This is a genomic window from Escherichia sp. HH41S (assembly GCF_009820115.1).
Lineage (GTDB): Bacteria > Pseudomonadota > Gammaproteobacteria > Enterobacterales > Enterobacteriaceae > Escherichia > Escherichia coli_F.
The window spans coordinates 94,515-117,939 of sequence record NZ_VNXE01000016.1 but is presented as its reverse complement, the minus strand read 5'-3'; the positions used below and the strand labels follow the sequence as shown (position 1 = coordinate 117,939).

The 23,425-nt window shown below is 52.8% G+C and carries 21 protein-coding genes and 1 pseudogene; 18 read left to right on the top strand and 4 right to left on the bottom strand.

The features are described from left to right. Window positions 1–246: 246 nt before the first annotated feature. The 7 genes from melR (at window position 247) to pmrB (ending at window position 9,717) form a co-directional block, all read left to right on the top strand. Window positions 247–1,179 carry a transcriptional regulator MelR gene (gene melR / locus FQZ95_RS04935; protein WP_265743900.1) on the top strand — a complete coding sequence of 311 codons (933 nt, stop codon included), beginning with the start codon at window positions 247–249 and terminating at the stop codon, window positions 1,177–1,179. 198 nt (window positions 1,180–1,377) lie between these two features. Next, the gene (adiA, locus tag FQZ95_RS04930) at window positions 1,378–3,645 is read left to right on the top strand and encodes an arginine decarboxylase (protein WP_160529951.1); all 2,268 of its coding nucleotides are present in this window, start codon (window positions 1,378–1,380) and stop codon (window positions 3,643–3,645) included. A 323-nt stretch (window positions 3,646–3,968) separates the two neighbouring features. Further along, the gene (adiY, locus tag FQZ95_RS04925) at window positions 3,969–4,730 is read left to right on the top strand and encodes a DNA-binding transcriptional activator AdiY (RefSeq protein ID WP_001217059.1); all 762 of its coding nucleotides are present in this window, start codon (window positions 3,969–3,971) and stop codon (window positions 4,728–4,730) included. Between the two features lie 136 nt (window positions 4,731–4,866). After that, on the top strand, window positions 4,867–6,204 hold the full coding sequence (gene adiC, locus FQZ95_RS04920; protein ID WP_000093154.1) for an arginine/agmatine antiporter: 1,338 nt from the start codon (window positions 4,867–4,869) through the stop codon (window positions 6,202–6,204). A 103-nt stretch (window positions 6,205–6,307) separates the two neighbouring features. Continuing rightward, window positions 6,308–7,951: a phosphoethanolamine transferase EptA gene (eptA, locus tag FQZ95_RS04915; RefSeq protein WP_160529939.1), complete on the top strand. Its 1,644-nt coding sequence runs from the start codon at window positions 6,308–6,310 to the stop codon at window positions 7,949–7,951. Then, the gene (gene basR / locus FQZ95_RS04910) at window positions 7,948–8,616 is read left to right on the top strand and encodes a two-component system response regulator BasR (protein ID WP_032185719.1); all 669 of its coding nucleotides are present in this window, start codon (window positions 7,948–7,950) and stop codon (window positions 8,614–8,616) included. Before eptA ends, basR begins: the two co-directional genes overlap by 4 nt. Then, window positions 8,617–9,717, top strand: a complete 1,101-nt coding sequence (gene pmrB, locus FQZ95_RS04905) for a two-component system sensor histidine kinase PmrB (protein WP_160529938.1) — start codon at window positions 8,617–8,619, stop codon at window positions 9,715–9,717. Here pmrB and pmrR read toward each other — a convergent pair. The 4 genes from pmrR to crfC all read right to left on the bottom strand — a co-directional run bounded on the left by pmrR (window position 9,693) and on the right by crfC (window position 14,763). Beyond that, entirely contained in the window at window positions 9,693–9,782 is a 90-nt protein-coding gene (pmrR, locus tag FQZ95_RS04900) for an LpxT activity modulator PmrR (protein ID WP_000797657.1), read from the bottom strand. The two genes, pmrB and pmrR, sit on opposite strands and share 25 nt — an antisense overlap. A 111-nt stretch (window positions 9,783–9,893) precedes the next feature. Beyond that, a complete protein-coding gene (gene proP / locus FQZ95_RS04895; RefSeq protein ID WP_001298520.1) occupies window positions 9,894–11,396 on the bottom strand; it encodes a glycine betaine/L-proline transporter ProP in 1,503 nt (500 codons plus the stop codon). 263 nt (window positions 11,397–11,659) lie between these two features. After that, window positions 11,660–12,538: a diguanylate cyclase regulator RdcB family protein gene (locus FQZ95_RS04890; protein WP_160529937.1), complete on the bottom strand. Its 879-nt coding sequence runs from the start codon at window positions 12,536–12,538 to the stop codon at window positions 11,660–11,662. Continuing rightward, window positions 12,535–14,763, bottom strand: a complete 2,229-nt coding sequence (gene crfC, locus FQZ95_RS04885) for a clamp-binding protein CrfC (protein WP_160529936.1) — start codon at window positions 14,761–14,763, stop codon at window positions 12,535–12,537. Before crfC ends, FQZ95_RS04890 begins: the two co-directional genes overlap by 4 nt. A gap of 401 nt (window positions 14,764–15,164) precedes the next feature. Between crfC and FQZ95_RS04880 the strand changes: the two genes are divergently transcribed. The 11 genes and pseudogenes from FQZ95_RS04880 (at window position 15,165) to phnK (ending at window position 23,404) form a co-directional block, all read left to right on the top strand. Next, entirely contained in the window at window positions 15,165–15,500 is a 336-nt protein-coding gene (locus tag FQZ95_RS04880) for a zinc ribbon domain-containing protein YjdM (protein ID WP_001300891.1), read from the top strand. A gap of 239 nt (window positions 15,501–15,739) precedes the next feature. Further along, on the top strand, window positions 15,740–16,183 hold the full coding sequence (gene yjdN / locus FQZ95_RS04875) for a VOC family metalloprotein YjdN (RefSeq protein ID WP_001131334.1): 444 nt from the start codon (window positions 15,740–15,742) through the stop codon (window positions 16,181–16,183). A 132-nt stretch (window positions 16,184–16,315) separates the two neighbouring features. After that, entirely contained in the window at window positions 16,316–17,104 is a 789-nt protein-coding gene (phnC, locus tag FQZ95_RS04870) for a phosphonate ABC transporter ATP-binding protein (RefSeq protein ID WP_001193403.1), read from the top strand. Window positions 17,105–17,128: 24 nt separating this feature from the next. Further along, window positions 17,129–18,145, top strand: a complete 1,017-nt coding sequence (gene phnD, locus FQZ95_RS04865; RefSeq protein ID WP_039021442.1) for a phosphonate ABC transporter substrate-binding protein — start codon at window positions 17,129–17,131, stop codon at window positions 18,143–18,145. Window positions 18,146–18,270: 125 nt separating this feature from the next. Then, window positions 18,271–18,967 (top strand): annotated as a pseudogene (locus tag FQZ95_RS04860) (PhnE/PtxC family ABC transporter permease). Window positions 18,968–18,987: 20 nt separating this feature from the next. Then, the gene (phnF, locus tag FQZ95_RS04855; RefSeq protein WP_001400506.1) at window positions 18,988–19,713 is read left to right on the top strand and encodes a phosphonate metabolism transcriptional regulator PhnF; all 726 of its coding nucleotides are present in this window, start codon (window positions 18,988–18,990) and stop codon (window positions 19,711–19,713) included. Continuing rightward, window positions 19,714–20,166: a phosphonate C-P lyase system protein PhnG gene (gene phnG, locus FQZ95_RS04850; RefSeq protein WP_115739063.1), complete on the top strand. Its 453-nt coding sequence runs from the start codon at window positions 19,714–19,716 to the stop codon at window positions 20,164–20,166. It begins immediately after the preceding gene. Continuing rightward, window positions 20,163–20,747, top strand: a complete 585-nt coding sequence (phnH, locus tag FQZ95_RS04845) for a phosphonate C-P lyase system protein PhnH (protein WP_160529935.1) — start codon at window positions 20,163–20,165, stop codon at window positions 20,745–20,747. Before phnG ends, phnH begins: the two co-directional genes overlap by 4 nt. Then, window positions 20,747–21,811 (top strand): alpha-D-ribose 1-methylphosphonate 5-triphosphate synthase subunit PhnI, encoded by a 1,065-nt coding sequence (phnI, locus tag FQZ95_RS04840; protein ID WP_160529934.1) that lies wholly within the window; start codon window positions 20,747–20,749, stop codon window positions 21,809–21,811. Before phnH ends, phnI begins: the two co-directional genes overlap by 1 nt. After that, window positions 21,804–22,649, top strand: coding sequence for an alpha-D-ribose 1-methylphosphonate 5-phosphate C-P-lyase PhnJ (gene phnJ, locus FQZ95_RS04835; RefSeq protein WP_000002289.1), 846 nt, complete (start codon window positions 21,804–21,806; stop codon window positions 22,647–22,649). The genes phnI and phnJ overlap by 8 nt, the downstream gene beginning before the upstream one ends. Further along, window positions 22,646–23,404, top strand: coding sequence for a phosphonate C-P lyase system protein PhnK (gene phnK / locus FQZ95_RS04830; RefSeq protein ID WP_097498322.1), 759 nt, complete (start codon window positions 22,646–22,648; stop codon window positions 23,402–23,404). The genes phnJ and phnK overlap by 4 nt, the downstream gene beginning before the upstream one ends. The last annotated feature ends 21 nt before the right edge of the window (window positions 23,405–23,425 follow it).

Sequence of the window (23,425 nt, the reverse complement as noted above, 5' to 3'; positions counted from 1 at the left end):
GCTTGCTTGAATAACTTCATCATGGCAGGCGAATCTGCAGAAAACCTCCGGCTTCCAGGCTGAGCATTCCCATAAACTCAGATCCTGTGTGAAGCATCAGAAAATCTGAGTTTATGGGAATAAATTAGCTGAAAAGCAGAGTTTTCGGCCTCATGGTACTCGGATGATCCCTTCGCCCCTCAGGCAAGAGGGCGAAAACCGTGCTCCCACTCGCAGTCATATTCCTACACTCCTGCCATAATTCTGATATTCCAGGAAAGAGAGTCATCCATGAATACAGATACTTTTATGTGTAGCAGCGACGAAAAACAGACCCGCAGTCCGCTGTCGCTGTATTCGGAATACCAGCGGATGGAGATTGAGTTTCGCGCACCGCATATCATGCCCACCAGCCACTGGCATGGTCAGGTTGAAGTGAATGTACCTTTCGATGGCGATGTGGAATACCTGATCAATAATGAAAAAGTGAGTATCAATCAGGGTCATATCACGCTGTTCTGGGCCTGTACACCGCACCAACTAACAGATATCGGAACCTGTCAGAGCATGGCGATTTTTAATCTGCCAATGCATCTGTTTCTCTCCTGGCCGCTGGATAAAGACCTGATAAACCACGTCACTCACGGTATGGTGATCAAATCACTGGTGAAACAGCAACTTAGCCCGTTTGAAGTGCGCCGCTGGCAGCAGGAATTGAACAGTCCGAATGAGCAAATTCGCCAACTCGCCATTGATGAAATTGGCATGATGCTCAAGCGATTTAGCCTCTCTGGTTGGGAACCGATTCTGGTCAATAAAACCTCGCGCACACACAAAAACAGCGTCTCGCGCCATGCGCAATTTTATGTCAGCCAGATGCTGAGCTTCATAGCCGAAAACTATGATCAGGCGCTGACCATCAACGATGTGGCTGAGCACGTCAAACTTAACGCCAACTATGCAATGGGGATATTCCAGCGGGTCATGCAATTGACGATGAAACAGTACATTACTGCGATGCGCATCAACCACGTTCGTGCGTTACTGAGCGATACCGATAAAAGTATTCTCGATATTGCCCTGACGGCAGGCTTTCGTTCGAGTAGCCGTTTTTACAGCACGTTCGGCAAATATGTCGGCATGTCACCGCAACAATACCGCAAACTTAGCCAACAGCGCCGCCAGACGTTTCCCGGCTAAAGACGATATCAGTATCAGCCAAAAAAATAGTTTAGCCGTCGATAATAAGCAGTGAAAATAAATCAAAATAATCACATAACATATTGTTTATAAAAATGAATATTTAAAAAATGTTTGTTTTTCATGCGCTTTACAGCCCGAAAAGGCCGGAAGATACTTGCCCGCAACGAAGATTCCTTCATAACCGGGTAAGCAATGATGAAAGTATTAATTGTTGAAAGCGAGTTTCTCCATCAGGACACCTGGGTCGGTAACGCCGTTGAGCGTCTGGCAGATGCTTTAAGCCAGCAAAATGTTACCGTGATTAAATCCACCTCCTTTGATGATGGCATTGCCATTCTCTCTTCAAACGAAGCCATTGACTGCCTGATGTTCAGCTATCAAATGGAACATCCGGACGAACATCAAAACGTCAGACAATTGATCGGTAAGCTTCATGAGCGCCAACAAAACGTGCCGGTCTTCCTGTTGGGCGATCGGGAAAAAGCCCTCGCCGCAATGGACCGAGATCTGCTGGAGCTTGTCGATGAATTCGCCTGGATTCTGGAAGATACCGCCGACTTTATCGCCGGACGCGCCGTTGCCGCAATGACCCGCTACCGCCAGCAGCTGTTGCCGCCACTGTTCAGCGCGCTGATGAAATATAGCGACATCCATGAATATTCCTGGGCAGCGCCAGGCCACCAGGGCGGCGTTGGCTTTACCAAAACACCCGCCGGACGTTTCTACCATGACTACTATGGTGAAAATCTGTTCCGCACCGACATGGGCATCGAACGGACTTCCCTCGGTTCTTTGCTTGACCATACTGGCGCATTTGGCGAAAGCGAAAAATATGCCGCACGCGTATTTGGTGCCGATCGCTCCTGGTCGGTAGTCGTCGGTACTTCCGGCTCTAACCGTACCATCATGCAGGCTTGCATGACCGATAACGATGTAGTGGTCGTTGACCGTAACTGCCATAAATCCATCGAACAAGGCTTGATGCTGACAGGCGCGAAACCGGTCTACATGGTGCCAAGCCGCAACCGCTACGGCATTATCGGGCCAATCTATCCGCAGGAAATGCAACCTGAAACCTTGCAGAAGAAAATCAGTGAAAGCCCGCTGACCAAAGACAAAGCCGGGCAAAAACCGTCTTACTGCGTGGTGACCAACTGCACCTATGACGGCGTGTGTTATAACGCTAAAGAAGCGCAGGATCTGCTGGAAAAAACTTCCGATCGTCTGCACTTTGACGAAGCCTGGTACGGCTATGCACGTTTCAACCCCATCTATGCCGATCACTATGCCATGCGCGGTGAACCTGGCGATCACAACGGTCCTACCGTTTTCGCCACCCACTCAACCCACAAACTGCTGAATGCGCTGTCACAGGCCTCTTACATTCATGTGCGTGAAGGTCGTGGGGCGATTAACTTCTCCCGCTTCAACCAGGCATACATGATGCATGCCACCACCTCCCCGCTGTATGCCATCTGTGCATCTAACGACGTGGCGGTGTCGATGATGGACGGCAACAGCGGCCTGTCACTGACCCAGGAAGTGATCGACGAAGCGGTTGATTTCCGTCAAGCGATGGCACGGCTGTATAAAGAGTTCACCCATGACGGTAGCTGGTTCTTCAAACCGTGGAACAAAGAAGTGGTCACCGATCCACAAACCGGCAAAACCTACGACTTTGCTGACGCGCCAACCAAACTGCTGACCACCGTTCAGGACTGCTGGGTAATGCATCCGGGCGAAAGCTGGCACGGCTTCAAAGATATTCCGGATAACTGGAGTATGCTCGACCCAATTAAAGTCAGCATTCTCGCACCGGGAATGGGTGAAGATGGTGAACTGGAAGAAACCGGTGTTCCGGCGGCGCTGGTCACTGCCTGGCTTGGTCGCCACGGCATTGTGCCTACCCGCACCACTGACTTCCAAATTATGTTCCTGTTCTCTATGGGCGTAACCCGTGGGAAATGGGGAACTCTGGTTAACACCCTTTGCTCCTTCAAACGCCACTACGACGCCAACACACCGCTGGCGCAGGTGATGCCGGAACTTGTTGAACAATATCCTGACACTTACGCGAATATGGGGATTCACGATCTGGGTGACACCATGTTTGCCTGGCTAAAAGAAAATAACCCTGGCGCACGGTTGAACGAAGCCTATTCCGGCCTGCCGGTGGCGGAAATCACCCCGCGTGAAGCGTACAACGCAATTGTCGATAACAATGTCGAACTGGTATCCATTGAAAATCTGCCTGGACGCATCGCGGCAAACTCAGTTATCCCGTATCCGCCAGGAATCCCGATGCTACTGTCTGGTGAAAACTTCGGCGATAAAAACAGTCCACAGGTAAGTTATTTACGCTCCCTGCAATCCTGGGACCATCATTTCCCTGGATTTGAACACGAAACTGAAGGGACTGAAATTATTGACGGTATTTACCACGTCATGTGTGTGAAAGCGTAACCACTATTCCGCTGAAGGCGTAATTGTTAAATAACATTACGCCGCCTGGCTTGAGGCCTTTTTAGTATGGCAACGTTTTCATAAAAATTGCTGCAAACAAAAATGTCATACTTTTTGCGCGGTCCCACCCCGCGCTTTTTTTCGCCTGTTATTTATCCTGTAAAAAAATATGTACATGAGAAATTACTATAAAAATTTGTAATATTAGTAAAACTCGTTATTTTTATGCATGTTTATATTCATCATACAATTATATAACCATTTCCCGGTATCGCTTTGCTTTAGCGAGAACTGGTCTTTTATTCGCACTCAGGAGTACATGTATGAGGATTTGCAGCGACCAACCTTGTATTGTTTTATTGACTGAAAAAGATGTCTGGATAAGGGTGAATGGGAAAGAACCTATTAGCCTTAAAGCTAACCATATGGCGTTATTAAATTGTGAAAATAATATTATCGACGTCTCCTCTCTTAATAACACTTTGGTTGCTCATATTAGTCACGACATCATCAAAGATTACCTCCGGTTTCTGAATAAAGATCTCTCGCAAATACCAGTATGGCAACGTAGTGCTACGCCCATCCTCACCCTGCCATGCCTGACGCCAGACGTCTTTCGCGTTGCCGCGCAACATAGCATGATGCCCGCTGAAACTGAGTCAGAAAAAGAACGAACACGTGCATTATTATTCACAGTGCTATCCCGTTTTCTCGACAGTAAAAAATTCCTTTCATTAATGATGTATATGTTACGTAATTGTGTAAGTGACAGCGTTTATCAAATTATTGAAAGCGATATCCACAAAGACTGGAATCTTAGTATGGTAGCCAGTTGTTTATGTCTTAGCCCAAGCCTGTTAAAGAAAAAGCTGAAAAGCGAAAACACCAGTTATAGCCAAATAATCACCACCTGCCGCATGCGTTATGCCGTCAATGAATTAATGATGGACGGTAAAAATATCTCTCAGGTTTCACAGTCGTGTGGCTACAACAGTACGTCGTACTTTATTTCTGTCTTTAAAGACTTCTACGGTATGACGCCTCTGCATTATGTTAGTCAGCACAGAGAACGCACTGTCGCCTGATTTTTAACCTTAACGAAGAGCTATATTAATAACGGCATCAGCGATAACCCGGTCGATAATAATTCAACTATCGAATGCAGGCGTATGATATGACGTAATTTATTGTCACGAAGCTCGCCTTCGCAGGAGTTTAATTATGTCTTCGGATGCTGATGCTCACAAAGTGGGCTTAATCCCCGTCACCCTGATGGTGTCGGGGAATATTATGGGGTCAGGTGTTTTTCTGTTACCTGCAAACCTGGCCTCCACTGGCGGGATTGCCATTTATGGATGGTTGGTGACGATTATCGGTGCGCTGGGGCTCTCGATGGTATACGCCAAAATGTCGTTCCTCGACCCAAGTCCTGGTGGTTCTTACGCTTACGCCCGCCGCTGCTTTGGCCCGTTTCTCGGTTATCAAACCAACGTCCTCTACTGGCTGGCCTGCTGGATCGGCAATATCGCCATGGTGGTCATTGGCGTAGGATATTTAAGTTACTTCTTCCCGATTCTGAAAGATCCACTGGTATTAACCATCACCTGCGTCGTGGTGCTGTGGATCTTCGTCCTGCTGAACATTGTCGGTCCGAAAATGATCACCCGCGTGCAGGCCGTTGCCACCGTGCTGGCGCTGATCCCCATCGTCGGGATTGCCGTATTTGGTTGGTTCTGGTTCCGTGGTGAAACCTATATGGCGGCATGGAACGTCAGCGGCCTGGGCACCTTCGGCGCGATTCAAAGTACCCTTAACGTTACGCTGTGGTCGTTCATCGGTGTGGAAAGTGCCTCCGTTGCCGCAGGTGTGGTGAAAAACCCGAAACGCAACGTCCCTATCGCCACCATTGGTGGGGTATTGATTGCCGCCGTTTGCTATGTACTTTCTACCACCGCGATTATGGGGATGATCCCTAATGCCGCACTGCGCGTTTCTGCTTCGCCATTCGGTGATGCCGCACGGATGGCGCTGGGTGACACCGCCGGGGCCATTGTTTCTTTCTGCGCAGCTGCGGGTTGCTTAGGTTCACTGGGCGGCTGGACATTGCTGGCGGGTCAAACGGCGAAAGCCGCTGCCGATGACGGGCTGTTCCCACCGATTTTTGCCCGTGTAAATAAAGCGGGTACGCCAGTGGCAGGGCTGATTATCGTCGGTATTTTGATGACCATCTTCCAGCTCAGTAGCATTTCGCCAAACGCGACTAAAGAGTTCGGTCTGGTTTCTTCCGTGTCGGTCATCTTTACACTGGTGCCATATCTTTACACCTGTGCGGCGTTACTGCTGCTCGGCCACGGTCACTTTGGTAAAGCACGCCCGGCATATCTGGCAGTTACTACCATTGCCTTCCTCTACTGCATCTGGGCCGTGGTGGGGTCCGGGGCGAAAGAGGTTATGTGGTCATTTGTCACCCTGATGGTCATCACCGCCATGTATGCGCTGAATTACAACCGGCTGCATAAAAACCCGTATCCCTTAGATGCACCAATAAGCAAAGATTAATTCCCCTTAATCCAGCAAACATAAAAGCCAACCTTAAGAACTTAAGGTTGGCTTAATTTTGCTTTGCGAGCATATGCGCACTTTGTTCGATGGAAACACCGTGATGTTGAAGCGCCTACTAAAAAGACCCTCTTTGAATTTACTCGCCTGGCTATTGTTGGCCGCTTTTTATATCTCTATCTGCCTGAATATTGCCTTTTTTAAACAGGTGTTGCAGGCGCTGCCGCTGGACTCGCTGCATAACGTACTGGTTTTCTTGTCGATGCCGGTCGTCGCCTTCAGCGTGATTAATATTGTCCTGACACTAAGCTCTTTCTTATGGCTTAATCGACCGCTGGCCTGCCTGTTTATTCTGGTTGGCGCGGCTGCACAATATTTCATAATGACTTACGGCATCGTCATCGACCGCTCGATGATTGCCAATATTATTGATACCACCCCAGCAGAAAGTTATGCGCTGATGACACCGCAAATGTTATTAACGCTGGGACTCAGCGGCGTACTTGCTGCGCTAATTGCCTGCTGGATTAAAATCAAACCGGCCACCTCGCGCCTGCGCAGTGTTCTTTTCCGTGGAGCCAATATTCTGGTTTCTGTGCTCCTGATTCTGCTGGTCGCCGCACTGTTTTATAAAGACTACGCCTCGCTGTTTCGCAACAACAAAGAGCTGGTGAAGTCCTTAAGCCCCTCTAACAGCATTATTGCCAGCTGGTCATGGTACTCCCATCAGCGACTAGCAAATCTGCCGCTGGTGCGAATTGGTGAAGACGCGCACCGCAACCCGTTAATGCAGAACGAGAAACGTAAAAATTTGACCATTTTGATTGTCGGCGAAACCTCGCGGGCGGAGAACTTCTCCCTCAACGGCTACCCGCGTGAAACTAACCCGCGGCTGGCGAAAGATAACGTGGTCTATTTCCCCAATACTGCGTCTTGCGGCACGGCAACGGCAGTTTCAGTACCATGCATGTTCTCGGATATGCCGCGTGAGCATTACAAAGAAGAACTGGCACAACATCAGGAAGGCGTGCTGGATATCATTCAGCGGGCGGGCATAAACGTGCTGTGGAATGACAACGATGGCGGCTGCAAAGGTGCCTGCGATCGCGTGCCTCACCAGAACGTCACTGCGCTGAACCTGCCTGGTCAGTGTATCAACGGCGAATGTTATGACGAAGTGCTTTTCCACGGGCTGGAAGAGTACATCAATAACCTGCAAGGTGATGGCGTAATTGTCTTACACACCATCGGCAGTCACGGCCCGACCTATTACAATCGCTATCCGCCACAGTTCAGGAAATTTACCCCTACCTGCGACACCAACGAGATCCAGACCTGTACCCAAGAGCAACTGGTAAACACTTACGACAATACGCTGGTCTACGTCGACTATATTGTTGATAAAGCAATTAATCTACTGAAAGAACATCAGGATAAATTTACCACCAGCCTGGTTTATCTTTCTGACCACGGTGAATCGTTAGGTGAAAATGGCATCTATCTGCACGGTCTGCCTTATGCCATCGCCCCGGATAGCCAAAAACAGGTGCCGATGCTGCTGTGGCTGTCTGAGGATTATCAAAAACGGTATCAGGTTGACCAAAGTTGCCTACAGAAACAGGCGCAAACGCAACACTATTCACAAGACAATTTATTCTCCACGCTATTGGGATTAACTGGCGTTGAGACGAAGTATTACCAGGCTGCGGATGATATTCTGCAAACTTGCAGGAGAGTGAGTGAATGAAAATTCTGATTGTTGAAGACGATACGCTGTTATTGCAGGGATTGATTCTGGCGGCGCAAACCGAAGGCTACGCGTGCGATGGCGTGACAACCGCGCGGATGGCGGAACAAAGCCTTGAGACCGGTCATTACAGCCTGGTGGTACTGGATTTAGGGTTACCCGACGAAGATGGGCTGCATTTTCTCGCCCGAATCCGGCAGAAAAAATACACCCTGCCGGTGTTAATTCTCACCGCCCGCGATACCCTTACCGACAAAATCGCCGGGCTGGATGTCGGTGCCGATGACTACCTGGTAAAGCCTTTTGCGCTGGAAGAGTTACATGCCCGTATCCGCGCCCTGCTACGACGCCATAATAATCAGGGCGAAAGTGAGTTGATTGTTGGCAATCTGACGCTGAATATGGGTCGCCGTCAGGTATGGATGGACGGTGAAGAGTTGATTCTGACGCCCAAAGAATATGCTCTGCTATCACGGTTAATGCTTAAAGCAGGCAGTCCGGTGCATCGGGAAATTCTCTACAACGACATCTATAACTGGGACAACGAACCCTCGACCAACACTCTTGAAGTGCATATCCACAATCTGCGCGACAAAGTGGGCAAAGCCCGTATCCGCACCGTGCGCGGCTTTGGCTATATGCTGGTCGCGAATGAGGAAAACTAATTGAATCTGATGCGTTTTCTGCGCCGACCAATATCGCTGCGCCAACGGCTGATATTGACCATTGGGGCCATTTTGTTGGTGTTTGAGTTGATCAGCGTCTTCTGGCTATGGCATGAAAGTACCGAGCAGATTCAGCTGTTTGAGCAGGCGTTACGCGACAATCGCAATAACGATCGCCACATCATGCGTGAGATCCGCGAGGCGGTCGCCAGCCTGATTGTCCCTGGCGTCTTTATGGTCAGCCTGACGCTATTTATCTGCTATCAGGCGGTACGCCGCATCACCCGCCCGCTGGCGGAGTTGCAAAAAGAGCTGGAAGCGCGCACCGCCGACAACTTAACGCCCATTGCCATTCACAGCGCCACCCTCGAAATCGAAGCGGTGGTTTCAGCGTTAAACGATCTGGTCAGTCGCCTGACCAACACGCTGGATAACGAAAGGTTGTTTACCGCTGACGTCGCGCACGAACTGCGAACGCCACTGGCGGGGGTGCGTTTGCATCTGGAACTGCTGGCGAAAACGCATCACATTGATGTAGCACCGTTAGTGGCACGACTTGATCAGATGATGGAGAGTGTCTCCCAGCTACTACAACTGGCGCGTGCCGGACAGTCATTTTCTTCCGGTAATTATCAACATGTAAAACTGCTGGAAGATGTCATTCTCCCCTCGTATGACGAACTCAGTACCATGCTCGACCAGCGCCAGCAAACCCTGCTATTGCCAGAGAGCGCCGCCGACATCATCGTTCAGGGTGATGCAACCCTGCTGCGGATGTTATTGCGAAACCTGGTAGAAAATGCCCATCGTTACAGCCCGCAAGGCAGCAACATTATGATTAAGCTGCAAGAAGATGGCGGAGCGGTCATGGCCGTTGAAGATGAAGGACCGGGTATTGATGAGAGTAAATGCGGGGAGTTGAGTAAAGCGTTTGTACGTATGGACAGCCGTTATGGCGGGATTGGTCTGGGTTTAAGTATTGTCAGCCGCATTACACAGTTGCATCACGGGCAGTTTTTCCTGCAAAACCGGCAAGAGACTTCTGGCACACGGGCCTGGATACGGCTGAAAAAAGATCAGTACGTGGCAAACCAGATATAAAGAAAGCTGCTGACCACCAGCACGCTGAACACGGTAGTTAAACTTTCATAAACACGGTTTTTCATTGCACTCTCCTCCGTTAACCTGGAGGAGAGTATGCGCGTCAGAGATTAAGTGAACCTTAAGAGTTCAATTGGCCTGATAAGACAGCATCACATCAGGCCATCCGTTTCAGCTTATTCATCAATTCGCGGATGCTGCTGCACCAGGCGGGTACGTTTCGCCTGCAAATCGGCAATCTCGTGGTCAATATCATCGATTTTCTGCTCGATATTATCGTAATGCTCGACGAGAATTTCCTTCGCTTCCTGTATATCTGACGCCGCCGGTGTCGCACCTTTCAACGGACGATTCGCCGTCTCTTTCATGGTTACGCCGGTGATTAAACCAACCACCGCCACTACCATCAGGTAATAGGCAGGCATCATCAGATTCTGTGAGCTTTCGACCAGCCAGGCCGCCAACGTTGGCGTCAAACCGGCAACCAGCACCGAAATATTAAATGCCGCCGCCAGCGCGCTGTAACGGATATGCGTCGGGAACATCGCTGGCAAGGTAGAAGCCATAACGCCCGTAAAGCAGTTAAGGATCACCGCCAGCATCAGTAACCCGGCAAAAATCAGGCCGATGACGTTACTGTTAATCAGAATAAACGCCGGGATCGCCAACACAAACAGTGCAACACTACCAAGTAGCACAAACGGACGACGGCCAAAACGGTCACTCAGCAAGCCCATCACCGGCTGGACAAACAGCATACCGATCATAATGGCGATAATAATCAGCACCCCGTGGTCTTCGGAGTAATGCAGGTTATGCGACAAATAACTCGGCATATAGGTCAGCAACATGTAGTAAGTCACGTTGGTGGCAATTACCAGACCAATACATGTCAACAGGCTGCGCCAGTATTTAGTGGCAATCTCTTTAAACGAGACTTTCGGGCCATCCTGCAAACCTTCGCGGTCGCCCTGTTCCAGTTTATCAACATGCTGCTGGAACGCCGGAGTTTCTTCCAGCGCATGGCGCAGGTAAAGCCCGATAATCCCTAACGGCAGAGCAATAAAGAACGGAATACGCCAGCCCCAGTCGAGGAAGTTCGCTTCGCCGACAATGGTCGAAATTAACACCACTACGCCAGCTCCCAGCACAAACCCGGCAATAGAACCAAAGTCCAGCCAGCTGCCCATAAAGCCACGTTTACGGTCAGGGGAGTATTCCGCAACAAATATTGACGCCCCGGTATATTCACCGCCGACCGAGAAACCTTGTGCCATCTTACAGATCAACAGCAGAATCGGTGCCCAAATACCAATCGTGTCGTAGGACGGTATTAAGCCAATACAGAACGTACTGATCGACATAATCACAATAGTGATAGCGAGGATCTTCTGGCGACCATATTTATCGCCCAACATACCAAAGAAGAGTCCGCCAAGCGGTCGAATCAGAAAGGGAACGGAGAAAGTGGCAAGTGCAGCAACCATCTGCACGCTGGGGTCAGCCCCCGGGAAAAAAACTTTACCTAATGCGTAAGCAACAAAACCATAAACACCAAAATCGAACCATTCCATTGCATTACCCAGTGATGCTGCGGTAATGGCTTTACGCAGTTTACCGTCATCAATAATAGTGACATCACGAAGGGTAATCGGTTTTACTTTTTTCCTTTTCAGCATAGCTTTCCTCGCAGAGTTGGCCCATTTCCGCAAACGCCAGAAAAATCAGCGCGACGGCCGCAAAAGGGGAGCGGGAATTGCAGGATGCAATCTCTGTAACAAGCGTAGCGGGTTTGCTTACACCCTCCGGTTAAGGAATGTACAATCAAACCAGTTGACGCCTGAATTGGGCAGTTAATGAGCTTTTTACCCTACCAGTGTTTAAATTTGTGATCAACTTCACACATGATTTTCGTTTAGGAGTCATTGATGTAACTGATTATTTACACCAAATTTACAGAGAAGATTTCCTCGACCATTGCCCCCGCCAGACGCTGCGCTGAACAGAGTCGTGGCATCCCCAGTGCGACAGTTTGCCAGCGTTGGGTCACTGACCAGCAAACGGGTTGTTTATCTGCCGTGGACCACTTTCCCAGCCAACTTAAAAAATCAGCATGATCCCCTCCCGTCGGAACGGTCGAAGAGGCAAACCACTGATGGTAATAGTGACGCGTGGTCGGTGCCGCATTGATACTCTCTGCCAGATGTTGTGTCGCTTTCTCGCGCAAATCACCCAGCAACAACGCCACCGCTTGCGGGCTTCCCAGACGGCAGGCATCGCCAAATGCCCCCCAGCGCAGTTCCTCCAGAACGATAAAACAGCGCCCAGGCAACGACCAGGCGTTATACGCACCAGCACGCCAGCGGGTAAAAATTTGCTCACTCTGATCACCGGCCTGTACCAGTAATCCTCGTTGCGTTAACGCCTTTTCCTTCCAGCGACAACGGGCTGAAAACAACTCATACAAGGCGGCAATTTGCTGGGGGAGCTCCGGGAAAGCAGAGTGCTGGCGGTGATCCATTTTTTGCAGCAGCGCCAGATGCTGCGCGATCTGCGTCAGCGCCAGATGACCGGGATCCAGCATCGACGCTAGTTTTTCCACCAATGTCAGACGCAGGCTAAGCGGCGCATTTAACATGCCGCCGTTCGTCCATGCCTGAAGCTGCACGCGCGCAAGAAGTTCCTGCATCAGTCGTTCACGAAACTGCTGCTGATGGGCTTGTGGATGGCGGGCATCATCGCCCTGCGCCAGATCCACTAAAAAGCGGGAATGAACCGACTCCAGCACGCGACCGGGGCCGTCCAGTAACGTCTTGGTCAATATCGTTCTGCCGTGAAAAGTGTTTGAATATCATCGCGTAACAGCTGAGCGTCGATGTAAATCCAGCCATGAGTCATCACAGTCTGCTGCAATTGCTGCTGCATCAGCCTGACCACCGATTCATTTTGTTGACGCAGAGCCAGACTTTCGCGTAAACGCGTCTGTAATTCCGTCAAACATGAAGCGAACTCAGCGAAAAAAGTATTCATGCCTGCCGTAACAGATTCATCGACCTGCTCTGCCAGAACTTTAGCCATTTGTTGGCAATAAAGATCGACTTCTGCGCTTAATGCTCGTTGCAACGCACTGTAATCAACCGTCTCTATCGGGGATTTCTCATTTCCCCGTCCCCAGTCTGGCTGATTCAACCAGCGCGAAAAAGTCTCACGCACAACGCCTAAACGCGTGCTCTGCTCGTCCATTGCGTCCTGGCGCGAAATGACTTCACTGAACAACTGGCGAGTGTTGAAGTGGGGAACTGCGCCGTGAAAAACAGGAAAATGAAACCCAGGACGAAACCCTGACTCGCTCAATTCCATTTTGACTTGTTGCTCAATGGGCCGAATAACATCGGTTAACACCCGGCAAAGAGTGGATTCAAGCTCGGCAAAACGCAGCGTAAAGTCGCGACTGATGGTGTTCTGCGCCGTCTGTAACAGTGTCTCACAGCAGGTACGAATCTCGCTTAATGACCCCGAATCATCCTGAAACAACGCGGCTAACTGGGCATTCACCGCATCTTGCTGTTGACGCAGAAAGAGGTTGGCGGAGGTCAGGGCCAGCTCGATTTCATGTTTAATCTCGCCGCTCACCTGAGCCTGATTGAGTTGAAATAGCTGCAAACTTTCTTCGATCTGGTGGATATTTTGCCGCAATTGTTCACAAGCGACGTTTAACCCGTGCGCACGAAAATCCAGGTATTCCCGCGCCTGCTGCGCGTAATTCAACAGTTTATGCGCGGCAGATCGCAGAGCATACAACGAGGCGTTAGCGTAAGCGGCATGAAGCAACGCCTGAATTGGCTGGGCGAACAGCGAATCTTCCCACAACTGATCGGCAGCATGACGAATATGTTCGAGGTCCGCCAGGTCGGCATGACGCCAGCGCCTGCCGAGCGCGGCATGGGCAAAATCTTCCACCCAGCGTTGTTGCTCTGGCGCGGGTAACTTACCGTTGTTGGCTAACTCATTACGCGCCCGATTCGCCAGGTAGCCCCACATCGACGACACTGGAAATATCTGCTGTGGCGTAATATAGCCTTTCATCAGCGTCCCGGAAATCAGTGCCCGCACCTGGTCGGCGTCGTCACTGTTACGATCCTGTTGATCGAACTTATTGACCAGCACATACAGCGGCACCGATTGCCCCACCGCCAAAATCGCCTCACGGACCTCTTCATCGGAGATCGATTTCAGTTGCGTATAATCCAGCACCGCCAGTACCGCCGAGGCGCGAGCCAGCTGCTGGTTAAGCATTTTTTGCAGATGCGGTTGCCCGGCTTCATTTGGCCCAGGGGTATCCAGTAACGTCAACTGACCGGGATAACTCTCCAGCCCCGCCAGATGGACAAACTCCACTTCAATCACGGGAATATGCTCAATGGCGGCGTAAGCAGAAAAAGGAAAATCGACGTCCAGCGCCTTCGCCAGTCGCACCAAATCATTCAAACTTTTCAGACAATGAAAAATAGGCTGGGCACCCAGATAATATTTTTCGAAAGCGACGCCATTTTCGATCCGCTGCATAAGCGCACGCATATCTTTATCTATTTCCAGCACATCGGTCAGATGCTTAATATCGCAGTCACGCAGGCGCTGTTGTAATTGTTGAATTAAACAGTCGATTGGCGCGACATGTGAAAAATGCAGTACCGGTTCTTTTTGCCCGGGCGTATGGCGAATAAGCGTCGGCAGCGCAGTCATTGGGCGATTGCGATTAGGCAGAACCTCCGTACCAACAATAGCATTAATGGTGGTTGATTTCCCTGCTTTCATAGTACCGACAATCGCCAGCACCATTTCCAGTCGGGAAATTTTACGCAACTCATTATTCAGCATCGCGTGACGTTCGGCGATATTAGGCTGACTCCAGGGTAAAGCCAGTTGTGGCGCATCGTCTCCGGGTACAGAGAGAGGCATTTTTTCCAGTAACTGCAACTGTTGGCGAGAAAGCTGTAACAGGCGTTCAGCCTCCTGACTTAACTCATACAGGGTCTGTGTGTACATAGAAAATTTTTCCTTAAAGCAAATTTTATTACTTTTATTTAGCCAGATTGTTTTTGAGTTCTGTTTTCGGCTTTTATAATTACTGCAAGAAATAATTTTATATTTAGAGTGTTGTTTTTTATTAGAATAAATAACGTCTTCCGATACGTTTAAAATGTCAGAAAGATAAAAATATCATTTGAATTAAAAAAAGAACAAGTAGAGCATTAACCTTATCTTAAATAATAAATGGAGGCAAAAAGATTATTTTCTTTTTGCGTTTCCTTTCAAATGAAAACGATCGTCGTCTAAAATCAGCAGTACCCCCGACAAACTCAGGGATTTTGTGTATAATTGCGGCCTTTTTCGGCAATCTGCCGTTTTTTGGCGCTTTTGCCCTGCTGACTTTTGAGGAAATCCACATGTCATTACCACACTGCCCAAAATGCAACTCCGAATACACCTACGAAGATAACGGCATGTACATCTGCCCGGAATGTGCCTACGAATGGAACGACGCAGAACCTGCACAGGAAAGCGACGAGCTGATCGTTAAAGATGCTAACGGCAATCTGCTGGCTGACGGCGACAGCGTTACCATCATTAAAGATCTGAAGGTGAAAGGTAGCTCTTCGATGCTGAAGATCGGTACCAAAGTGAAAAACATTCGCCTGGTTGAAGGCGACCACAACATCGATTGCAAAATCGACGGTTTTGGTCCGATGAAACTGAAATCTGAGTTTGTGAAAAAGAACTGATTGTATTGCTCAATGTAATATTGGCACATGATCGGTAGGCCGGATAAGGCGCTCGCGCCGCATCCGGCTACGGTGCCGACTGCCTGATGCGACGCTCGCGCGTCTTATCAGGCCTACAAATTCTCGCACCATCCGGCAACGGTGCCTAATGCGACGCTTACCGAGTCTTATCAGCCTCCGCTCATCTGTATAATTTTCGAACTACACTTAACTGGCTTCTCTTAACTGAGGTCACCATCATGCCGTTAAGTCCCTACCTCTCTTTTGCCGGTAACTGTTCCGACGCGATTGCCTATTATCAACGTACGTTGGGCGCGGAACTGCTCTATAAAATCAGCTTCGGCGAAATGCCGAAATCAGCGCAGGACAGCGCCGAGAACTGCCCTTCCGGTATGCAATTTCCCGATACCGCTATCGCCCATGCTAACGTGCGTATTGCCGGAAGCGATATCATGATGAGCGATGCCATACCGTCAGGAAAAGCCAGCTACTCCGGTTTTACACTGGTACTCGATTCGCAACAGGTCGAAGAAGGAAAACGCTGGTTTGATAACCTTGCTGCTAACGGAAAAATCGAAATGGCCTGGCAGGAAACTTTCTGGGCGCATGGCTTCGGCAAAGTCACCGATAAATTTGGCGTGCCGTGGATGATTAATGTCGTCAAACAACAACCAACGCACTAACCCGCCGGGAGGCCCGCCCTCCCGCACTGTCATCGAATTCCCGTTAACTCTTCATCTGTTAGTCACTTTTAGTTAACAAAATCGTCACGATAATCCGCCACGATGGAGCCACTTTTTTAGGGAGGCTGCATCATGCAAACGATTATCCGTGTCGAGAAGCTCGCCAAAACCTTCAATCAGCATCAGGCGCTGCATGCGGTTGATCTGAACATTCATCACGGTGAAATGGTGGCTTTGCTTGGGCCGTCCGGTTCCGGAAAATCCACCCTTTTACGTCATTTAAGCGGTTTGATTACCGGCGATAAATCTGCCGGTAGCCATATCGAGCTGCTGGGCCGCACAGTCCAGCGCGAAGGCCGCCTGGCCCGCGATATCCGCAAAAGCCGCGCCAACACCGGCTACATCTTCCAACAATTCAACCTGGTGAATCGCCTGAGCGTACTGGAGAACGTGCTGATTGGCGCGCTCGGCAGCACGCCATTCTGGCGCACCTGTTTTAGCTACTTCACCCGCGAGCAGAAACAGCGCGCGTTACAGGCGCTGACCCGCGTTGGCATGGTGCACTTTGCCCATCAGCGCGTTTCCACCCTCTCCGGCGGACAGCAGCAGCGTGTGGCGATTGCCCGTGCGCTGATGCAGCAGGCGAAGGTGATTCTGGCGGACGAACCGATCGCCTCGCTGGACCCGGAATCGGCCCGCATCGTGATGGATACCCTGCGCGACATCAACCAGAACGACGGCATCACCGTGGTGGTGACGCTGCATCAGGTGGATTACGCCCTGCGCTATTGCGAACGCATCGTCGCCCTGCGTCAGGGGCACGTCTTCTACGACGGCAGCAGCCAACAGTTTGACAACGAACGTTTTGACCATCTCTACCGCAGCATCAACCGCGTCGAAGAAAACGCGAAAGCTGCCTGACATCCCCATCATTGAGGAAAACGAATGAACGCTAAGATAATTGCCTCGCTGGCCTTCACCAGCATGTTCAGCCTCAGCACCCTGTTCAGCCCGGCGCACGCCGAAGAGCAGGAAAAGGCGCTGAATTTCGGCATTATTTCAACGGAATCACAGCAAAACCTGAAACCGCAATGGACGCCATTCTTACAGGATATGGAGAAGAAGCTGGGCGTGAAAGTGAACGCCTTCTTTGCCCCGGACTACGCGGGCATTATCCAGGGAATGCGCTTCAACAAAGTGGATATCGCCTGGTACGGCAATCTGTCGGCGATGGAAGCGGTGGATCGCGCCAACGGTCAGGTCTTCGCCCAGACGGTCGCGGCGGATGGATCGCCGGGTTACTGGAGCGTGTTGATCGTCAACAAAGACAGTCCGATCAACAACCTGAACGATCTGCTGGCGAAGCGTAAAGATCTCACCTTTGGCAATGGCGATCCTAACTCCACCTCTGGCTTCCTCGTCCCCGGCTACTACGTCTTCGCCAAAAACAATATCTCCGCCAGCGACTTCAAGCGCACCGTCAACGCCGGGCATGAAACCAACGCGCTGGCCGTCGCCAACAAGCAGGTGGATGTGGCGACCAACAACACCGAGAACCTCGACAAGCTGAAAACCTCCGCACCGGAGAAGCTCAAAGAACTGAAGGTGATCTGGAAATCGCCGCTGATCCCAGGCGATCCGATCGTCTGGCGCAAAAATCTTTCCGAAACCACCAAAGACAAGATCTACGACTTCTTTATGAACTACGGCAAAACGCCGGAAGAGAAAGCGGTGCTGGAGCGCCTGGGCTGGGCCCCGTTCCGCGCCTCCAGCGACCTGCAACTGGTGCCGATTCGCCAGCTCGCGCTGTTTAAAGAGATGCAGGGCGTGAAAGGCAATAAAGGGCTGAATGAGCAGGACAAGCTGGCAAAAACCAGCGCCATTCAGGCGCAACTGGATGACCTGGACCGCCTGAACAACGCGTTAAGCGCGATGAGTTCGGTGAGTAAAGCGGTGCAGTAATGTGCTCGATCGGTCCCCTCTCCCTTGAGGGAGAGGGTTAGGGTGAGGGGGAAATGCGCACGCTGGTGCCCTCACCCCGGCCCTCTCCCACAGGGAGAGGGAGAAAACATTAAACGGAGCCAAACATGCAAACCATCACCATCGCCCCACCCAAGCGCAGCTGGTTCTCGCTTCTGAGCTGGGCCATTGTTCTCGCCGTGCTGGTCGTCTCGTGGCAGGGCGCGGAAATGGCCCCGCTCACGCTGATCAAAGACGGCGGCAACATGGCAACCTTCGCCGCCGACTTCTTCCCGCCCGATTTCAGCCAGTGGCAGGATTACCTCACCGAAATGGCCGTCACGCTGCAAATCGCCGTCTGGGGCACTGCGCTGGCAGTCGTTCTCTCCATCCCCTTCGGCCTGATGAGCGCCGAAAACCTGGTGCCGTGGTGGGTTTACCAGCCCGTTCGCTGGCGTGCTGGCGCTGTTTATTCACACCACCGGCGTGCTCTCCAAGCTGCTTTCCGAAGCGGTGGAAGCGATTGAACCCGGCCCGGTGGAAGGTATTCGCGCCACTGGTGCCAACAAGCTCGAAGAGATCCTCTACGGCGTGCTGCCGCAGGTGATGCCGCTGCTGATCTCCTACTCCCTCTATCGCTTCGAATCCAACGTCCGTTCGGCCACCGTTGTTGGCATGGTCGGCGCTGGCGGGATCGGCGTCACGCTGTGGGAAGCGATTCGCGGTTTCCAGTTCCAGCAAACCTGCGCCCTGATGGTGCTGATTATCGTCACGGTCAGCCTGCTGGATTTCCTCTCTCAACGGTTGCGTAAGCACTTTATCTGATAAGCGAGGCATTGATATCTATGCACTTGTCTACACATCCGACCAGCTACCCAACACGCTATCAGGAGATAGCCGCAAAACTTGAGCAGGAGCTTCGTCAACACTACCGGTGCGGCGACTATCTTCCCGCCGAGCAGCAACTGGCAGCGCGCTTTGAGGTGAATCGCCACACCCTGCGCCGTGCCATCGACCAACTGGTGGAAAAAGGCTGGGTACAGCGCCGTCAGGGCGTCGGCGTGCTGGTGCTGATGCGCCCGTTCGATTACCCGCTCAACGCCCAGGCGCGTTTTAGCCAGAACCTGCTGGACCAGGGCAGCCATCCCACCAGCGAAAAACTGCTGTCGGTGCTGCGCCCGGCCTCCGGCCACGTCGCTGACGCGCTGGGGATCGCCGAGGGCGAGAACGTTATCCACCTGCGCACCCTGCGCCGGGTCAACGGCGTCGCGCTCTGTTTAATCGACCACTACTTTGCGGACCTCACCCTCTGGCCGACGCTGCAACGCTTCGACAGCGGCTCGCTGCACGATTTTCTGCGTGAGCAAACGGGGATTGCGCTGCGCCGCAGCCAGACGCGGATCAGCGCCCGCCGCGCCCAGGCCAAAGAGTGCCAGCGTCTTGAAATCCCGAATATGTCGCCGCTGCTGTGCGTGCGCACCCTTAACCACCGTGACGGTGAAAGCAGCCCGGCGGAGTACTCCGTCAGCCTGACGCGCGCCGACATGATTGAATTCACTATGGAGCACTGAATGCACGCAGATACCGCGACCCGCCAGCACTGGATGTCCGTGCTGGCGCACAGCCAACCGGCTGAACTGGCTAACCGCCTTAAAGCGCTAAACATCACCGCCGACTATGACATTATCCGCGCCGCCGAAACCGGCCTGGTACAGATTCAGGCGCGAATGGGTGGCACCGGCGAACGCTTTTTTGCTGGCGACGCTACGCTCACCCGCGCCGCTGTACGCCTTACTGACGGCACGCTCGGCTACAGCTGGGTGCTGGGGCGCGACAAACAGCACGCCGAACGCTGCGCGCTGATTGACGCGCTGATGCAGCAATCTCGCCACTTTCAAAACTTATCAGAAACCCTTATTGCCCCGCTGGACGCTGACCGTATGGCACGCATTGCCGCACGCCAGGCCGAAGTGAACGCCAGTCGGGTCGACTTCTTTACGATGGTTCGCGGAGACAACGCATGACCCTGGAAACCGCTTTTATGCTTCCCGTGCAGGATGCCCAGCACAGTTTTCGTCGCCTGTTAAAGGCCATGAGCGAGCCGGGCGTGATTGTCGCCCTGCATCAGCTCAAACGCAGCTGGCAGCCGCTGAATATTGCCTCTACCAGCGTGCTGCTGACGCTGGCTGATAACGACACGCCGGTATGGCTTTCCACGCCATTAAGTAACGATATCGTCAGCCAGAGCCTGCGTTTTCATACCAACGCCCCGCTGGTCAATCAGCCGGAACAGGCGACCTTCGCAGTGACGGATGAGGCGATTGCCAGCGAGCAGCTCAACGCCCTTTCCACCGGCACCGCCGTTGCGCCGGAAGCCGGTGCGACGTTGATTTTACAGGTCACCAGCCTGAGCGGCGGGCGCATGCTGCGCCTTACTGGCGCGGGTATTGCCGAAGAACGAATGATCGCCCCGCAGCTGCCAGAGTGCATTCTGCACGAACTTACCGAGCGCCCGCACCCGTTCCCGCTCGGCATCGACCTGATCCTGACCTGCGGCGAGCGCATGCTGGCTATCCCGCGAACCACTCATGTGGAGGTGTGCTGATGTACGTTGCCGTGAAAGGGGGCGAGAAGGCGATCGACGCCGCCCACGCCCTGCAAGAGAGCCGACGCCGGGGCGATACCGATTTGCCTGAACTGAGCGTCGCCCAGATTGAACAGCAGCTTAACCTCGCGGTAGATCGCGTGATGACCGAAGGCGGCATTGCCGACCGCGAACTGGCCGCACTGGCGCTGAAACAGGCCAGTGGCGATAACGTTGAAGCAATTTTCCTGCTGCGCGCCTACCGCACGACGCTGGCAAAACTGGCGGTAAGCGAGCCGCTCGACACCACCGGGATGCGTCTCGAACGCCGTATCTCCGCCGTTTATAAAGACATTCCTGGCGGCCAGCTGCTTGGCCCGACCTACGACTACACCCATCGCCTGCTGGATTTCACCCTGCTGGCGAATGGCGAAGCGCCGACGCTGACCACCGCCGACAGCGAGCAAGCCCCATCGCCGCACGTTTTCAGCCTGCTGGCGCGTCAGGGGCTGGCGAAGTTTGAAGAGGATAGCGGCGCACAGCCGGATGACATCACCCGTACACCGCCGGTTTACCCTTGCTCTCGCGCCTCCCGCCTGCAACAGCTCATGCGCGGCGACGAAGGCTACTTGCTGGCGCTGGCCTACTCCACCCAGCGCGGATATGGTCGCAATCACCCCTTCGCAGGTGAAATCCGCAGCGGCTATATCGACGTGTCGATTGTGCCAGAAGAGCTGGGATTTTCAGTAAACGTCGGCGAACTGCTGATGACCGAGTGTGAAATGGTCAACGGTTTTATCGACCCGCCGGATGAGCCGCCGCACTTCACGCGCGGCTACGGGCTGGTGTTCGGCATGAGCGAGCGCAAAGCGATGGCAATGGCGCTGGTTGACCGTGCGTTGCAGGCTCCGGAGTACGGCGAGCACGCGACAGGCCCGGCGCAGGATGAAGAGTTCGTGCTGGCGCATGCCGACAACGTCGAAGCCGCAGGCTTTGTCTCGCACCTCAAACTCCCGCACTACGTCGATTTCCAGGCCGAACTGGAGCTACTCAAACGTCTGCAACAGGAGCAGAACCATGGCTAATCTGAGCGGCTACAACTTTGCCTACCTCGACGAGCAGACCAAACGTATGATCCGCCGCGCCATCTTAAAAGCGGTGGCGATCCCCGGTTATCAGGTGCCGTTTGGCGGGCGCGAGATGCCGATGCCATACGGCTGGGGAACTGGTGGTATCCAGCTTACCGCCAGCGTGATTGGCGAAAGCGACGTGTTGAAGGTGATTGACCAGGGCGCGGATGACACCACCAACGCGGTGTCGATTCGCAACTTCTTTAAGCGCGTGACCGGGGTAAATACCACCGAACGCACGGACGATGCGACGCTTATCCAGACGCGCCACCGCATCCCCGAAACGCCGCTGACCGAAGATCAGATCATTATTTTCCAGGTGCCCATCCCCGAACCGCTGCGCTTTATCGAGCCGCGCGAAACGGAGACCCGCACCATGCACGCGCTGGAGGAGTATGGCGTGATGCAGGTGAAACTGTATGAAGATATCGCCCGCTTCGGTCATATCGCCACCACCTACGCCTATCCGGTGAAGGTGAACGGACGCTACGTAATGGACCCATCGCCGATCCCGAAATTTGATAACCCGAAAATGGACATGATGCCCGCCCTGCAGCTGTTCGGCGCAGGGCGCGAGAAGCGCATCTATGCGGTGCCGCCGTTTACCCGCGTGGAAAGTCTCGATTTCGACGATCACCCGTTCACCGTTCAGCAGTGGAATGAGCCATGCGCCATCTGCGGATCGACCCACAGCTATCTCGACGAAGTGGTGCTGGATGACGCCGGAAACCGCATGTTTGTCTGCTCCGATACCGATTATTGCCGCCAACAGAGCGAGGCGAAAAGCCAATGAATCAACCATTACTTTCGGTCAATAACCTGACCCACCTTTACGCGCCGGGCAAAGGCTTTAGCGATGTCTCTTTTGATTTATGGCCGGGGGAAGTGCTGGGCATCGTCGGGGAATCCGGCTCCGGGAAGACCACGCTGCTGAAATCAATCTCCGCGCGCCTGACGCCGCAGCAGGGGGAGATTCACTATGAAAACCGTTCCCTCTATGGCATGAGCGAAGCCGACCGCCGTCGCCTGCTGCGCACCGAATGGGGCGTGGTGCATCAGCATCCGCTCGACGGCCTGCGCCGCCAGGTCTCGGCAGGCGGCAATATCGGCGAGCGGCTGATGGCGACCGGGGCGCGTCATTACGGCGACATTCGCGCCACCGCGCAAAGGTGGCTGGAAGAGGTGGAGATTCCCGCCAACCGTATCGACGACCTGCCGACCACCTTTTCCGGCGGTATGCAGCAGCGTTTGCAGATTGCCCGCAACCTGGTGACGCATCCGAAGCTGGTGTTTATGGATGAACCGACCGGCGGGCTGGATGTATCGGTGCAGGCGCGCCTGCTCGATCTGCTGCGCGGTCTGGTGGTGGAGCTGAATCTGGCGGTGGTGATTGTCACCCACGATCTGGGCGTCGCCCGCCTGCTGGCGGACCGTTTGCTGGTGATGAAACAGGGGCAAGTGGTGGAGAGTGGGTTAACCGACCGCGTGCTCGACGACCCGCATCACCCGTATACCCAGTTGCTGGTGTCATCGGTTTTGCAGAATTGAATGCAACACCGTGCGCGCTGA